The organism is Steroidobacter denitrificans, assembly GCF_001579945.1.
Taxonomy (GTDB): Bacteria; Pseudomonadota; Gammaproteobacteria; order Steroidobacterales; family Steroidobacteraceae; genus Steroidobacter; species Steroidobacter denitrificans.
The window spans coordinates 3,352,757-3,367,021 of the sequence record NZ_CP011971.1 but is presented as its reverse complement, the minus strand read 5'-3'; the positions used below and the strand labels follow the sequence as shown (position 1 = coordinate 3,367,021).

Below are 14,265 nucleotides of genomic sequence, written 5' to 3'. Positions count from 1 at the left end.
CAACAGACGACGTAATGATTCGCCCAGCCACTGCTGCTCCTGCGAGCAAGCAGCGGTGGCAAAGGGCAAGAACGCGATCACCGCCAGTTCCATCGGGCGTTGGCGGTGATCGTACGGCCGCTGCCGTACCAGCACGATGATGTGCCGGTACAGGTGGTGACGTAGCGCTTGTCGGTCAGGTTGCTGGCGTTCAGTGACAGGAGCAGGCTGGTTTGGGTAATCTGCGACAGATCCAGACGAATCGCTGCGTCCCACAGCGTATATGACGGGATGGTGTCCGGATAGCCGCTGCCGCCGGCAATGCTGCGGCTATTGCCGACAATGTAGCTCTCGCCGTTGTAGCGCAGACCGGTGGCGATGCTGAAGCCGTTCAATGCGCCTGAGTGGAAGGTGTAGTCGCCCCACAGCGAGGCCAGCCAATCCGGCACCATGGCCAGATCCTTGCCTTCATAGACGTTGTTGCTGCGTATATATTCAGATTCCATCCGCGATACTGCGCCGATCACGCTGAAGCCTTCGATGGGAGTGACGCGCGCTTCCAGTTCGATGCCGCGCACGCGGGATTCGCCGCCGCCGATATAGCACGCACTGGTACCGGTGGGGCCGCAGACCGAGCCGACATCCGTATTGGGAACGGCCACATCCTTCTGGCGCAGATCGTAGGCGGCCAGCGTTAACAGGCCATCGAAGCTGGCCGGTTGATACTTCACGCCGATTTCCCACTGCTTGCCCCTGACCGGATCGAATGTGCTGGCGTCGTAGCTGTAGCTACTGTCGTAACTGGACGGTTGAAACGATTCCGAATAGCTCAGGTAGGGTGAAAAGCCGTTGTCGAATACGTACAGCACACCCGCATTGGCGCTGAAGGCTTCGTTCTTGACCTTCGATGTCGTTCGCGGAGCGAAGAGGCTGGTGAGGGCATTGTAGTTCTGGCTCCAGATGTCGTCCTTGGTCCAGTCATAGCGGCCGCCGGCGGTGAAGCGCCAATGGTTCAATGCGATCTGATCCTGCAGGTAGGCACCGGTCTGAGTGTTTTTACCGCCGCTGTAGCCAATGGAATTGAGGGTGGTGGAGTGACCGGTATGTACCGGAGCGAAGATATCGATGCTGGCTGGATTGGCATAGGTCAGGCGGGCGTTGTCATAGTCTCCTTGCCGCCAGTCCACGCCCAGCAGCAGGGTGTGTTCGAGCGTTCCGATGGCGAATTTGCCGACCAGGCGGGTGTCGACGCTATCGCCGTCGGCATCGCCCGTACCGGCGACCTGCCGGCGCGCCTGGGTGCGGCCATCGGGGCCGAGCGCGCCGTTGGTGACAATGCCACGGTACAGCGAATCCACATGCATGCGCCGCGCGCTCTGGCTCAGCGTCCACTGGTCGTTGAATGAGTGCTCGAGCAGCCAGCCGGCGCTCCAGACGGTGCGGTCCCAGGTATCCCAGCTCGGCTCGCCGATGAATGTATCGTTCTTCATATAGCCGTTGGCCGCCGCGACCAACGTGCCGTCCATTGGCAGGAATTGATAGGTCGAGCCGCCATCGTCCTCCTGGTACAGACCCAGCAGCGTCAGGCGGGTTTTTTCAGCGATCTGCAAGGTGTAGCTGGGCGCCAGGAACCAGTGTTGCTGTTCTACGGTGTCGATCTGAGTGTCGCCGTCACTGTAACGGCCGACCAGGCGAAAGAGGTGGCGGTTGTCACCGGTGCCAGCGCCCGCATCAAAGGCGGCGCTGTACATACCGTAACCGTCTATGTCCAGTTGCAATATTTGCTGCTGGGCGGCGCTGGGCAGCTTGCTGGCCTGGTTGACGATGCCGCCGGGAGCCATCTGGCCGTACATCACTGCGGAAGGACCTTTCAGCACTTCGATCCGTTCCAGATTCCAACTATCGATTTTGCCCCGGTTCCACGCCGTACCGATCGGCGGCGCGCGCATGCCGTCGATGGTGGTGGTGCCGCTTTCGCTGCCGGCGGCGAAGCCGCGGATGCGAAAATCATCGTAGCGGTTATCATTGCCGGTGCTTTCCAATACTACGCCGGCGACGTAGCGCATGGCCTCGTTGAGATTCGTCACACCGCGCGCGTCGAGTTCTTCGCGGGCGATCACCGACACCGATTTGGCGGTTTCGGCGATCGGCGTGTCGGTCTTGGTGGCGCCGGAGGTTTCGTTGATGACTCGGTAGGCGTTGACGATCACGGTGTCGAGTATGGCGGGATCCCGGGTGGAGGTGGTCGTCTGCGCCAGCGAGAGGGTGGAGTACAGCAGTGTGGTGGTGAGCGCGGCCAGCCGGCCATACTGGATCGGGAAGAGGTTGGACATGAAGGTGCCTTGTTATTGAAGGGGGACGTGTTCTGATAATCGTCAGGTAACAGAAACGATAATTATTTCATTATTGAGATCGATTCTCAATCGCGTTTACAAATAAAATCATTCGTAAACTTGTTCAAGAGCCGATCCAAGCCGCAGGTATGGTTTGTTCCTGGCACTCGGCCCGGCCGGAGGCCTCGAGTCGCGTTGGGAGCGGATTCGGAGCCCTCGGGCCGCAGAATCGCAGGGCCGCTATAGATGCATCTGGAGCTGCTGGCTCCGGGTTCCGAGTTGCAGGCTCGTCTGCCGTTGGCAGCGGACCGGCGGCGGGCAGGCCGCGCCGCTGCAGGGTTGGGCGGTTGAACCGCCGGAATTCACAGCGACTCGATATGCCGGATCATGCGGTCGCGTACCGCTTCGTCCGGCAGCCGGCCGCGCGCGGCCCCCATGTTGTCGACGACATGGCGCACCCGGCGGCTGGCTGGCGTGACTACGGTGACCGCCGGGTGCGAGATCGCGAACTTCAGGAAGAATTGGGCCCACGAGGCAATATCGTATTCGGCCGCCCAGTCCGGCAGTGCATGCCCCTCCACTCGCTGCCATAGGCGCGTGCGCCCGAAGGGCTGATATACCAGTACTGCGATACCGCGTTCCTGCGCCAGGGGAAAAATGCGCTTCTCCATGGTGCGGTTGTCGATGGCGTAATCGATGCCGATGAAATCCAGCGGTTCGGCGCGCATGATCCGCTCGAGGTCTCCGTATTGCCCCGCAAAGGTCGTGGTCACGCCGATGTAACGTACGCGGCGGTCATCGCGGTATTCCTTGAGCAGGCCGAGCTGGATGGGTACATCGCTTAGATTGTGTACCTGGATCAGATCGAGCGGCGATCTGCCCAGTCGATCGAAGGATTGTTCGAGCTGCGCGCGGGCGGCGATCGGATCCGCCGATCCGCCGCTGGCCACGTTCAACTTGGTGGCCCAGAACAGCTGGTTGTCGATGCCGGCTTTCTGAGCTACCTTTCCGGCAAGCCGTTCGGCCTCGCCATAGCTGGGCGCCGTGTCGAACACGGTCCCTCCCTGTTGCACGAATGTTTTCAGTATCTTGCCTACAGCGGCGGCATCGCCTTCGCCGGCCATCCGTGAAAACGATGCCGAACTACCCAATCCGACCACCGGTAGCTGCTCGCTGGTGCCGGGTATCGCTCGTGTGATCAAGGCGTGCCGGCTGTCATCGGCCATGAGCAAGGCCGGATCGATGGCCAATGCCACACCGGCTGCCGAGGAGAGCCTGAGGTAATCCCGACGAGTGATCATCGTTGTCTCATGGTCGTGGAAAGCAGGTCCGGAACGGCCTGCGGCGCTGGTGAAAACGAGGATTCACGGCCTGCATCGATGCGCTGCTGTGTCCGGCCCAGCCATAATCCCAGCGCCGCCCAGGCCAGGGCCAGCGGAATCGCGAGACTTGCCAGCCCGGCCAGGCCCATGCCCAGTCGCCCGAGCGCACCTTCGAGCTGTGCGCCGGCAACGTCGCCGCCACGGTAACCGAAGGTATCGATGAAGGCCTTGGACTTGTACTTGTCCTCGCGGCTGACCACCGTGTACAGGGTCTCGCGTGCCGGCCGGGTGAGAGCCCGTTGGATCGCGCGGAATGCAGCCTCGAACACGATCAATGCCGCCAGCGTGCCGGCGATGGCCAGACCGATGAAGCCCAGCGCCACTGTCAGCGGCAGCAGTATCAAGGTGACGTGTACCCCGAGCCGCTTCATCAGACGTCCGGCGATGACGGCCTGCAGCAATAGCGTGGCGACCTGCGTGATCAGATCGATTCGCGCAAAGATGGCAGTGCGCTGATCCATATCCTCGCCGAGCGCAGCTACCATCTGCAGCCGGGTAAAGTACAGCAGTGTGGCCATGATCGCCATGATGATCACGTAGCCGGCAATGCCCAGCAGATAAGGCGAACGAAACACCGCTCGGAGGCCCTGCCAGGCACTGCCGCCGATGACGACGTATGCCGCCGATGCTCGATCATGAGGAGCGTCATGAGACACGCAGGATCGGGCATCGGGTGCATCCTTGCCGGCCTGGCTGCGAGCTACGGCCCATGCCGCGCACAGCGCCAGCATCAGGAATCCGGCCGAAACCAGCAGCAATGCGGAGGTGCCCAGCGACTGTGCCAGTACCGCTGCCAGCCATGGGCCGAAGATTGCACCCAAGGTTCCGCCTACCGCGATCAGCGCAAAGAAGCGCTTGCTCTGCTCCAGCGAAAAACGATCCGCCATCAGCGCCCAGAACAGCATCGTGGCGAACAGATTGAAGACGCTGAACCAGACATAGAACACCTGTCCGCTGGTTGTCCCGATTGCATCCGGCGCGAACACCAGCAGCAGATGAAAACCGACCAGGGTGGCGGCGAAAAACAGATATGTCACCGCAATGAACCGCAGCCGCCGGAAGCGGCTCACCAGCCAGCCGAATAGCGGGTTGGCCAGCAATGTGACCAGTGCGGTGCCTATGAACAGCCAGCGCACGGTCTCGATACCTCGCTGCATGCCGAGGGCATCGCGGGCCGGGCGCAGAACCATCAATGCCGTGAGAATGCAAAAAAAGAAAAAAACGGCCAGCAGTACCGGTACGGCTTCCTCACGACGAATATTGAACAGGGCGGCCAGGCGATGTCGCAGCGGGGCATTCCTCATGGTCACCTCACACGCACGAGGAACCCGTGCGGATGCAACCGCGCTTGACTTGCTTCGCTACCGGGCCGCCCGTCACTCCGCCGCCAGGGTGATGCTGACCGGGCAATGATCGCTGCCCATGACGCCGGGGTGGATCTCGGCTGCGCTGACGGCGTCGCGCAATGATGGAGAAACCAGTACGTAATCGATCCTCCAGCCGACATTCCGGGCGCGTGCATTGGCGAAGTGACTCCACCAGCTGTAATGCCCCTTGCCTTGCGTGAATAGCCGAAAGGTGTCGATGAAGCCCGCGTCGAGGAGATTCTGAAAGCCGGCACGCTCCTCATCGGTGAAGCCTTTCTTGCCGCGATTCGCCTTGGGATTGGCAAGATCGAGTTCAGTATGAGCAACATTGAGGTCGCCGCAGAAAATGACGGGTTTTCTGGTTTCGAGCTGCTTGCAGTAGGCAAGAAATGCCGGATCCCAGTGTTCGAAGCGCAGCTTCACCCGGCTGAGATCGTCTTTTGCATTGGGCGTATACACGGTGACCACAAAGAATCGTTCGAATTCGGCGGTGATGACCCGGCCTTCGTCGGCGCTGTCGCGTTGCAGTTCGTCGGCGAATTTGAACCGATTCGCGAACTCTTCGGGAAAGCCGTTGATCACCGCAAGCGGCTTGCACCTGGAGAAAATGGCTGTCCCCGAATAACCTTTCTTGACGGCGGAGTTCCAGTATTCATGATAATCAGGCAGATCGATCTCGACCTGACCACGTTCCGCCTTGGTTTCCTGCAGGCAAAGAATGTCCGGCTGATGAGCTTCAAGAAAAGGTTGAAACAGTCCTTTCTTGAGGACGGCACGGATGCCGTTGACGTTCCAGGAGTAAATCTTCATCCCGGCATATTAGCCCATCGCCGTGACTTGGTGAGCCGCGTCGATCCACACGTTTCATGGCAAGTGCGAGACCATGGTTGCCTATGGCACAATCACGCCAGGATCGGTATTGATCACTTAGGCAAGACCATGCAGATTTCCCGGGACGCCGTCGCCTCGATTCACTACACGCTCACCGATGACGATGGCAAGACGCTCGACAGTTCGGCCGGCGGCGAACCGTTGGCCTATTTGCACGGCGCCGGCAGTCTGGTGCCGGGCCTGGAGCGTGAGCTCGACGGTAAGTCCGCGGGCGACAAGTTCAGCGTGAAAATCGCGCCCGGCGATGGCTATGGTCAATACGACAAGAATCTCGTACAGCGCATTCCGCGACGCGCATTGAAAGGAGTCGGCAAGCTGTTCGTGGGTCAGCAACTGCAGGCTCGGTCGGAGCAGGGTTTCCGTGTGGTGGTTGTCACACAAATCGTCGGCGATATGATCACGATCGATGGAAATCACCCGCTGGCGGGCCAGAACCTGAATTTCGAGATCGAAGTGGCCGGAGTGCGTGCCGCTACCGAAGAGGAATTGGCGCATGGTCACGTGCACGGCCCGGGCGGGCATCATCACTGATCGTGGTTTATCCTCATTGCGGCCGGGAAGCCGCTGCGGCAACCCTTGGCTAGAGCAGGTCTGGACAATTGCGGGTATTGCAGTTTCAATGCAATCCAGCCCGACCTGAATCCGGGCTCAGGGGGAGGTGGCGATGCTACGAGTAAAACATTTACTTGATCTGAAGGGCCGCTCCGTATGGTCCATCGCGCCGGAGGAGCCGGTGCTCAGGGCCATCCAGCTGATGGCAGCGAAGGGAGTCGGTGCCTTGCCGGTTCTAAAGGGGCTGGAATTGGTAGGTATCGTGTCCGAGCGTGACTATGCACGCAAAGTCATCCTGCAAGGCCATTCCAGCTCGGACACGCAGGTACGTGAGATCATGTATTCGCCGGTCATCACCGTTACCGAGAACGAAACGGTGCATCACTGCATGGAGCTGGTCACCGAGCGGCGTATTCGGCACTTGCCGGTCGTGGAACGGGACAGGGTGATTGGTATCGTCTCGATCGGTGATCTGGTGAAGGCCGTGATAGAAGAACAGCAACAAACCATCGACCAGTTGGAACGGTATATCGTCGGCTAAATCTCGCGATCCTGGCTGCGGTCCCGCAGTGGTCCCGGCTGTACCAGATCAGGATTCCGTGGGCTCGGATCCTTAGCGGGATCCGAGCCCACGCTCCGCTGCCTTAGCCGCCTGCGCTCGCCGCCGGTATCGAGTCGTCCAGCAGTCCACGCCGCATGGCACGATTGACGGCGCTCAGAACCGCCAACAAAGAGGCGGTAATAATGTTCACGTGCACGCCGACACCGAACAAGGTGGCGCGTCCAGGTGTGGTGATCTCCACGAAGGCGGCGGCGCGTGCATCGCTACCCGAGCCCACCGAATGCTCCTCGTAGGAGAGGACGTCGAACTGCAGTCCCAGGGCATCGACGAGCGCATCGATCGGTCCGTTGCCTTCTCCATGCAGTACGGTGCCCTGTCCGCGGCACTTCAATTTCAGGGTAAGCCGTTCCAGGTTCTGATCCTTGCGCGAGTGCGCCAATTGATGTGAGCCATAGACATAATCGCCTTGAGTGCCAAGATACTCGTCCGCAAACAAGGCCCAGATCTGTTCGGCACTGAGTTCCTTGCCGCTGGCATCGGCGACCGCCTGCACGACCTGGCTGAATTCGATCTGTAGCCGCCGCGGCATCGTCAAGTCGTAGTCGCGCTCCAGCAGGTAGGCGATGCCGCCCTTGCCGGATTGACTGTTGACCCGGATGACCGACTCGTAGGTACGGCCGACATCGCGCGGATCGATCGGCAGGTACGGAACTTCCCACAAGCTTTCTTCCTGACGCGCCGCCAGTCCTTTTTTGATGGCGTCCTGATGCGAGCCGGAGAAGGCGGTGAATACCAGGTCGCCGACATACGGATGACGCGGATGAATAGGCAACTGGTTGCAATACTCGACGCAGCGTGCCGCTTCGTTGATGTTCGAGAAATCCAGGTCGGGTTTGACGCCCTGGGTATACAGGTTGAGCGCCAAGGTCACGATATCGACATTGCCGGTACGCTCGCCGTTGCCGAACAAGGTGCCTTCGACACGGTCGGCGCCCGCCATCACCGCCAGTTCGGCGGCGGCCACGGCCGTGCCGCGGTCGTTGTGCGGATGAACGGATAAAATAACCGAATCGCGCCTGGCAATATGCCGGCTGAACCATTCGATCTGGTCGGCATAGACATTGGGTGTTGCCATTTCCACCGTCGCAGGCAGATTCAGGATGACTTTGCGCTGCGGCGTGGGCTGCCATACGGCATTGACTGCGTCACAAACCTCGACAGCAAAATCCAGCTCGGTGCCGGTGAAACTCTCCGGGCTGTACTGGAGAACCCATTCCGTGTCGGACTGGCGCTCGGCGTGCTCACGCACCCATTGAGCACCTTTGACAGCGATATCGATGATGCCGGGGCGATCCAGTCCAAACACCACGCGCCGCTGCAGGGTGGAGGTGGAGTTGTACAAATGCATGATGGCCCTGCGAGCGCCACGCAGCGCTTCAAAGCTGCGTGCAATCAGCTCGGATCTAGCCTGTGTCAGCACCTGGATGGTCACATCCGGTGGGATCAGGTTCTGCTCGATGAGCTCACGCACAAAATCGAAGTCGGTCTGGGAGGCGGCAGGGAAGCCGACCTCGATCTCCTTGAACCCGGTCTTCACCAGCAGGTCGAACAAGCGACGCTTGCGCGCCGTGTCCATGGGCTCGATCAGTGCCTGGTTGCCGTCGCGCAGATCGACGCTGCACCATAGCGGGGCGGCCGTGATCGTCTTGTCCGGCCAGGTCCGGTCACTCAGGGCGATGGGCGCAAATGCGCGGTATTTTTCTGCAGGGTCCTTCAACATCGTAAAGATTCCTGTGCGGATGCGGCGGCTGTCAGACGACGGACGAACGATAAACGATCGCTGCGCCGGTTGCAGCCAGGGCGAACAAAACTCAGGGTGTTTGGGTGCGCCGGTCCTTGGCGTTTGGCGAGGATGGTTGCGTCTCAGCGACGCAGGTGCAGGCGCATACGCAGCAGCTCGCTGCCGCGAAGGGGCAGGGTCGGCAATTGCTGGATCGTACGCATGGACCGAATCTACCAGCAATGACGGTCATAAGGCAAGAGGCCCAGTCCTCAATAGCGCATCGTGTCAACCTGCAGCGCCATTGTGCGTTAATGTCCGCAACACGAATGTCTACAACGCGCATGACGCCGCGGGTACGCACCCCTCGCCTATGGATCACCAGCAATGAATCGCCGACTCACCCTCGGCGTCAACCGGCGGCGGCGCCTGCGCCGACTCCTCTTGGGCCTGTCAGCCTTTGGATTGACTGCCTGCGCGGTTGGGCCGGATTACCGCACGCCGCAGACAGCCGCCCCAGAGCATTGGCACGCGCGGCCGGCGACCGATTCCCAAAATCCGCCTGCCGCCGCCGATTCTGCAATCATCCATCCGGAAGACGCGGAACCGCACGCACCGGAGCAGAGTAGCGCGGATTCAACTGGCCTGGCGCAATGGTGGACCGGGCTCGGCGATCCGCTGTTGAATGAACTCATCGACCAGGCACTGGCTCAGAACCGGACGATACGGCAGGCGCTGGCCAGCGTGGCGGAGGCGCGCGCCCGCCGAGCGGTGACGGTCGGCGGCTTTTGGCCGTCCCTGGGCGCTTCGGCGGGGGCGAGCCGTAGTAAATCCGAAGCACGCACCAGCGGCGGTTCCGGCAGCGATCCAGCCCAGGACATCGTTGCCTCGAGCGACAGCGAAGTCTACAACCTGGGAGTGGATGCCAGCTGGGAATTGGATCTGTTCGGCGCGAAGCGCCGCGCTCTGGAAGCATCGACGGCGCAATTGGGCGCCAGTGAGGCGGGGCTGCGCGATGCCTTGGTGACCCTATTGGGCGATGTGGCATTGAACTATACGGCAGTGCGCACCGCACAATCCCGGCTGGAATACGCCCAGCGCAATCTGGAGTCACAGCACGAACTATTGGAGATGACCCGCTGGCGTGCTCAGGCGGGGCTGGCCTCGGCCCTGGATTTGCAGCAGGCCGTCTCCAGCTATGAACAGCAGCGTGCACAAATTCCCTCGCTGGAATCCAATCTGACGCAGGGCATGAACCGGTTGGCCGTACTGACGGGCGAGGCGCCGGGCGCCGTATCCGATCGGCTGGTGCCGCGCCGCGCCATTCCGGTCGCGCCCTTGGAGATCGCCGCGGGCGTGCCTGCCGACATCCTGCGCCGTCGTCCCGATATTCGCCGTGCCGAGCGGCAACTGGCGGCGCAGACGGCACAGGTCGGGGTGGCGACTGCGGCGTTGTACCCGAGCTTGTCGCTGAGCGGCTCGATCATGCTGCAGTCGACGACGGCGAGCGATGTACTGGATGGATGGCGCACCGAGCGCGCGGCGCTGTCTCTGAGCATGCCCTTGTTTCGCGGCGGTGCGTTGCGCCAGGCCGTCAAGGCGCAGGGCGCATTGGTGGATGCGGCGCTGGCCAATTACGAGGCAACGGTGCTGGCGGCCTACGAAGAAGTCGAGAATGCGCTGGATGCGTGGACGAATGAGCAGCACCGCCGCGGATTCCTGCTGGATGCCGTGGCCGGCGCACGTAGTGCCTCCGAACTGGCGAGGCTGGAGTACCAGGCAGGCCTGGTGGATTTCCAGACCGTGATCACCTTGGAGCGCCAGCGGATTTCATTGGAGGACTCGCTCGCCGTCAGCGACGGCGAGGTCACCTCGAACCTGATTCGCCTCTACAAGGCGTTGGGCGGTGGTTGGTCGGTGTTTCCACAGGCGGCCAGCCTGCACTGAATGAGGCGCCTAGCCTGTAAGGCCGAGGCGGACAAGCCCGTAGCGGATCGCGACAGGCCGATACGTGGATCCGGCGATGCAGGCCGGACGAGCTGATTTTGAATCAAAGGTGTAAATCGATGGATACCCAATCAACCACCAGCGCCGATGTGGTGCGTACCTTGAGCGGGACGCGTCCATGGCGTGCGGCGGGCTGGCGACGCTGGGTCTGGTGGGCGGCGGCGGCACTGGTGCTGATCCTGGTGGCGTATCTCATCCTGGGACGTGGTGGCGCGGATGCACCTCGGTACGTGACCCAGGAGGTCACGCGGGGCGATCTGACGGTGACGGTAACGGCCACAGGTAATCTGGAACCTCGTAACCAAGTCGATATCGGCAGCGAACTGTCGGGCATGGTGCGAGTGGTGAACGTAGATGTGAACGATCAGGTCAGCGCAGGTCAACTGCTGGCCGTGCTGGATACCAGCCGGCTCGAAGCGCAGGCGCTGCAGGCGGAAAGCACGCTTAAATCAGCACAGGCACGCGTGCTGCAGAGTCAGGCGGCACTCAAGAAGGCTCGCGCCGATCTGGCGCGAATGCAGCACGTGCGCGAACTATCCGGCGGCAAGCTGCCTTCACAACAGGACATGGACGTCGCAGAAGCAGCCGTGAGTCAGGCTGAGGGTGAACTGGCGGCAGCGCAGGCGACCGTGGAGCAGGCGCGCGCGAATCTGGACGTGGTACGCACCGACCTTGGCAAGAGTGAGATCCGCTCACCGATCGACGGCGTGGTGCTGGTACGCTCGATCGAGCCGGGGCAGACGGTGGCGGCGTCGCTGCAGGCACCGGTCTTATTCACGTTGGCCGAAGACTTGAAAAAGATGGAGCTGCATGTGGCGGTCGATGAGGCCGACGTAGGCGCGGTGGAGAAGGGGCAGAAGGCCAGCTTCACCGTCGATGCATTTCCGAATCGGACATTCGCCGCCGGCATCACCCAGGTGCACTATGCCTCGAGCAATACCAAGAGCAGCTCCTCCGGTAGCACGGGGGGTGCCAGCGCCACGTCGACGGGTGTGGTGACCTACGAAACCGTGCTGGAAGTCGACAACCCGGAACAGCTGCTGCGGCCGGGCATGACCGCGACCGCGGAGATCGTCACGACTCAAGTGCAGGATGCGCTGCTGGTGCCGAATGCCGCCCTGCGCTTCACGCCGCCCAGCCAGGCCCCGGCCGCCCCGGCGGCGAGTCAGCGTGGCGGCGCGCTGTCTGCCCTGATGCCGCGGATGCCGCGGCGCCCCGGATCGGGCGGTCAGCGCGGCGTGCAACGCGGCAGCGGTGTGGTCTGGATCCTCGAGAAGGGTGCGCCGGTGCGGGTGGCAGTCCGCTCCGGCGCAAGCGACGGCCGCATGACCCAGATCCTACCCACGGCGGTGCGCGATCCGGAAGCTGCCGCCGCACCGGACACCGAGGCGACCGCGATGACTCCACAACGCCGTCTGGAACCTGGCATGCAGGTCATCGTCGATATCGATACGGCGGCGTCATGACCCACGTGCCCGCGGCGGCGCCATTGATCGAGTTGTCCCAGGTCACCAAGACCTACGGTGAGGGGGAAGGCATGGTGCATGCCTTGCGCGGTGTCGACCTGCGTATCGATACCGGCGAGTTCGTGGCGGTGATGGGACCCAGCGGCTCGGGAAAATCCACCTGCATGAATATCCTGGGGTGTCTGGATTCACCGACGATCGGCACATATCGCTTCATGGGAGTGACCGTCGGCAGGTTGAACGCCGATGAACGAGCCTTGCTGAGACGCAACTATCTTGGCTTCGTGTTCCAGGGATTCAATCTGCTGAATCGTACCACCGCGTTGGAAAATGTAGAGCTGCCGCTGATTTATCGCGGTCTCGGCACTCAGGAGCGTCATGCGCGCGCACGACAGGCATTACAGGATGTCGGTCTGTCGGGTCGGGAATCGCATGCTCCCAGTCAGCTATCGGGCGGCCAGCAGCAGCGTGTGGCGATCGCGCGAGCGATCGTTTCCGACCCACAGGTATTGTTTGCGGATGAACCCACCGGCAATCTCGATACGGGGACCAGTAACGACATCATGAAGCTGCTCACCATGCTCAACGAGGAACGCGGCATCACGATCGTGATGGTGACGCATGAATCGGACATCGCCGCCTGGACGCGCCGTATCGTCCGGTTTCGCGATGGGCGGATCGAAAGCGATCAAGCCCACGTGCCGGTGCGGAGAGCCGGCTGATGTTCTGGAATGCCGTGAGTCTGGCGCTACGCGAGATCCGCCGCAATGTCTTGCGTTCCTCGCTCACCATCCTGGGCATCGTCATCGGTGTGGCGGCGGTCATTACCATGGTGACCATCGGTGAAGGGGCGACCGCTCAGGTGCGCTCGGACATCCAGAAGCTGGGTACCAATCTATTGCAGGTATTTCGGGGGCAGGGGTTTGGCGGTGGCGGCGCGCGCTCGACCGCCGCGCCCTTTACTTTGGAGGATGCATGGGCGATCCGTGATGAGGTATCGGGGGTGCGTGCCGTGGCGCCGACGGCCAGCACCATGAGCCAGGCCATCTATGGCAACGCCAACTGGTCGACCCAGATCACGGGCTCGACGGATCAGTTCCTGGTCGTGCGTGACTGGGCTTTGGCGCTGGGACGTAATTTTTCGGACCATGACTTGCGTGTAGGCGCCGCCGTGTGCCTGCTGGGGCAGACGGTGCGCAAGGAACTGTTTGGTGAACAGGATCCCGTAGGAGCGAATATTCGCTTGCAGAAGGTGTCCTGCGAAGTCATCGGCGTATTGAGTGCGAAAGGGCAGTCAGGGTTCGGCCAGGACCAGGACGACAGCGTGATCGTGCCGCTGCGCATGCTGCAGCGTCGCCTGGCCGGCAATGCCGACGTCACCGGTATCATGGTCTCGGCACGCGACGGTGTCTCTACCGAGAAGGTGCAGTCCGATATCGAACGTCTGCTGCGCGAGCGGCGCAAGATCCGTCAGGGCGCAGAGAATGATTTCAATGTTCGCGACCTGAAGGAAATCGCCAGTGCCTTCACCAGTTCGACGCGGGTCATGACCGCGCTGCTGGGTGCGGTAGCCGCGGTCAGTCTGGTCGTCGGCGGAGTCGGCATCATGAACATCATGCTGGTGTCCGTCACCGAGCGCACGCGCGAGATCGGCACGCGACTGGCAGTCGGAGCGATGGCGAAGGATGTGTTGCTGCAGTTCCTGGTCGAAGCGGTGACCCTGGCAGCCATGGGCGGCGTCATCGGTATTGTTCTCGGCCTGAGCGCCGGTGCGCTGGCCACCTCGATGTTCGGTGTACCCTTTGTATTCAATCCCGGCATCGTCATGCTGTCGTTTGCATTCGCCGCCGTGGTTGGCATCGTGTTCGGCTATTTCCCGGCGCGGCGCGCCGCGCAGATGGATCCGATCGAGGCTCTGCGCCACGAGTAACTGAGCAGGTTAGAAT

General features: G+C 61.8%; 11 protein-coding genes. 6 read left to right on the top strand and 5 right to left on the bottom strand.

Translation table 11 applies throughout. The features are described from left to right. Window positions 1-77: 77 nt before the first annotated feature. The 4 genes from ACG33_RS15070 to ACG33_RS15055 form a co-directional block, all read right to left on the bottom strand. Window positions 78-2,312: a TonB-dependent siderophore receptor gene (locus ACG33_RS15070; RefSeq protein ID WP_083537061.1), complete on the bottom strand. Its 2,235-nt coding sequence runs from the start codon at window positions 2,310-2,312 to the stop codon at window positions 78-80. 362 nt (window positions 2,313-2,674) lie between these two features. After that, window positions 2,675-3,613: an aldo/keto reductase gene (locus ACG33_RS15065; RefSeq protein WP_066922431.1), complete on the bottom strand. Its 939-nt coding sequence runs from the start codon at window positions 3,611-3,613 to the stop codon at window positions 2,675-2,677. Continuing rightward, entirely contained in the window at window positions 3,610-4,998 is a 1,389-nt protein-coding gene (locus ACG33_RS15060) for an NTP/NDP exchange transporter (protein WP_083537059.1), read from the bottom strand. Before ACG33_RS15060 ends, ACG33_RS15065 begins: the two co-directional genes overlap by 4 nt. 72 nt (window positions 4,999-5,070) lie before the next feature. After that, window positions 5,071-5,871 carry an exodeoxyribonuclease III gene (locus ACG33_RS15055; protein ID WP_066922428.1) on the bottom strand — a complete coding sequence of 267 codons (801 nt, stop codon included), beginning with the start codon at window positions 5,869-5,871 and terminating at the stop codon, window positions 5,071-5,073. Between the two features lie 129 nt (window positions 5,872-6,000). Here ACG33_RS15055 and slyD point away from each other — a divergent pair, with 129 nt between their 5' ends. Together slyD and ACG33_RS15045 are read left to right on the top strand one after the other, a co-directional pair. Next, the gene (slyD, locus tag ACG33_RS15050) at window positions 6,001-6,483 is read left to right on the top strand and encodes a peptidylprolyl isomerase (protein WP_066922426.1); all 483 of its coding nucleotides are present in this window, start codon (window positions 6,001-6,003) and stop codon (window positions 6,481-6,483) included. Window positions 6,484-6,616: 133 nt separating this feature from the next. Further along, window positions 6,617-7,045 (top strand): CBS domain-containing protein, encoded by a 429-nt coding sequence (locus tag ACG33_RS15045; protein ID WP_066922424.1) that lies wholly within the window; start codon window positions 6,617-6,619, stop codon window positions 7,043-7,045. Window positions 7,046-7,148: 103 nt separating this feature from the next. On the opposite strand, the gene leuA is transcribed toward ACG33_RS15045, so the two are convergent. Then, a complete protein-coding gene (gene leuA, locus ACG33_RS15040) occupies window positions 7,149-8,846 on the bottom strand; it encodes a 2-isopropylmalate synthase (RefSeq protein ID WP_066922422.1) in 1,698 nt (565 codons plus the stop codon). Between the two features lie 387 nt (window positions 8,847-9,233). Here leuA and ACG33_RS15035 point away from each other — a divergent pair, with 387 nt between their 5' ends. From ACG33_RS15035 to ACG33_RS15020, 4 genes are all read left to right on the top strand, one after another. Next, entirely contained in the window at window positions 9,234-10,793 is a 1,560-nt protein-coding gene (locus ACG33_RS15035; RefSeq protein WP_066922420.1) for an efflux transporter outer membrane subunit, read from the top strand. A gap of 119 nt (window positions 10,794-10,912) precedes the next feature. Then, window positions 10,913-12,319 (top strand): efflux RND transporter periplasmic adaptor subunit, encoded by a 1,407-nt coding sequence (locus tag ACG33_RS15030; protein ID WP_083537057.1) that lies wholly within the window; start codon window positions 10,913-10,915, stop codon window positions 12,317-12,319. Beyond that, a complete protein-coding gene (locus ACG33_RS15025) occupies window positions 12,316-13,041 on the top strand; it encodes an ABC transporter ATP-binding protein (RefSeq protein WP_066922418.1) in 726 nt (241 codons plus the stop codon). The genes ACG33_RS15030 and ACG33_RS15025 overlap by 4 nt, the downstream gene beginning before the upstream one ends. Next, a complete protein-coding gene (locus ACG33_RS15020; protein ID WP_066922416.1) occupies window positions 13,041-14,249 on the top strand; it encodes an ABC transporter permease in 1,209 nt (402 codons plus the stop codon). The genes ACG33_RS15025 and ACG33_RS15020 overlap by 1 nt, the downstream gene beginning before the upstream one ends. Window positions 14,250-14,265 lie beyond the last annotated feature (16 nt).

Coding starts and splice junctions, on each gene's coding strand:
- ACG33_RS15070 (WP_083537061.1), bottom strand. CDS start 2,312: ATGTCCAACCTCTTCCCGATCCAGTATGGCCGGCTGGCCGCGCTCACC.
- ACG33_RS15065 (WP_066922431.1), bottom strand. CDS start 3,613: ATGATCACTCGTCGGGATTACCTCAGGCTCTCCTCGGCAGCCGGTGTG.
- ACG33_RS15060 (WP_083537059.1), bottom strand. CDS start 4,998: ATGAGGAATGCCCCGCTGCGACATCGCCTGGCCGCCCTGTTCAATATT.
- ACG33_RS15055 (WP_066922428.1), bottom strand. CDS start 5,871: ATGAAGATTTACTCCTGGAACGTCAACGGCATCCGTGCCGTCCTCAAG.
- slyD (WP_066922426.1), top strand. CDS start 6,001: ATGCAGATTTCCCGGGACGCCGTCGCCTCGATTCACTACACGCTCACC.
- ACG33_RS15045 (WP_066922424.1), top strand. CDS start 6,617: ATGCTACGAGTAAAACATTTACTTGATCTGAAGGGCCGCTCCGTATGG.
- leuA (WP_066922422.1), bottom strand. CDS start 8,846: ATGTTGAAGGACCCTGCAGAAAAATACCGCGCATTTGCGCCCATCGCC.
- ACG33_RS15035 (WP_066922420.1), top strand. CDS start 9,234: ATGAATCGCCGACTCACCCTCGGCGTCAACCGGCGGCGGCGCCTGCGC.
- ACG33_RS15030 (WP_083537057.1), top strand. CDS start 10,913: ATGGATACCCAATCAACCACCAGCGCCGATGTGGTGCGTACCTTGAGC.
- ACG33_RS15025 (WP_066922418.1), top strand. CDS start 12,316: ATGACCCACGTGCCCGCGGCGGCGCCATTGATCGAGTTGTCCCAGGTC.
- ACG33_RS15020 (WP_066922416.1), top strand. CDS start 13,041: ATGTTCTGGAATGCCGTGAGTCTGGCGCTACGCGAGATCCGCCGCAAT.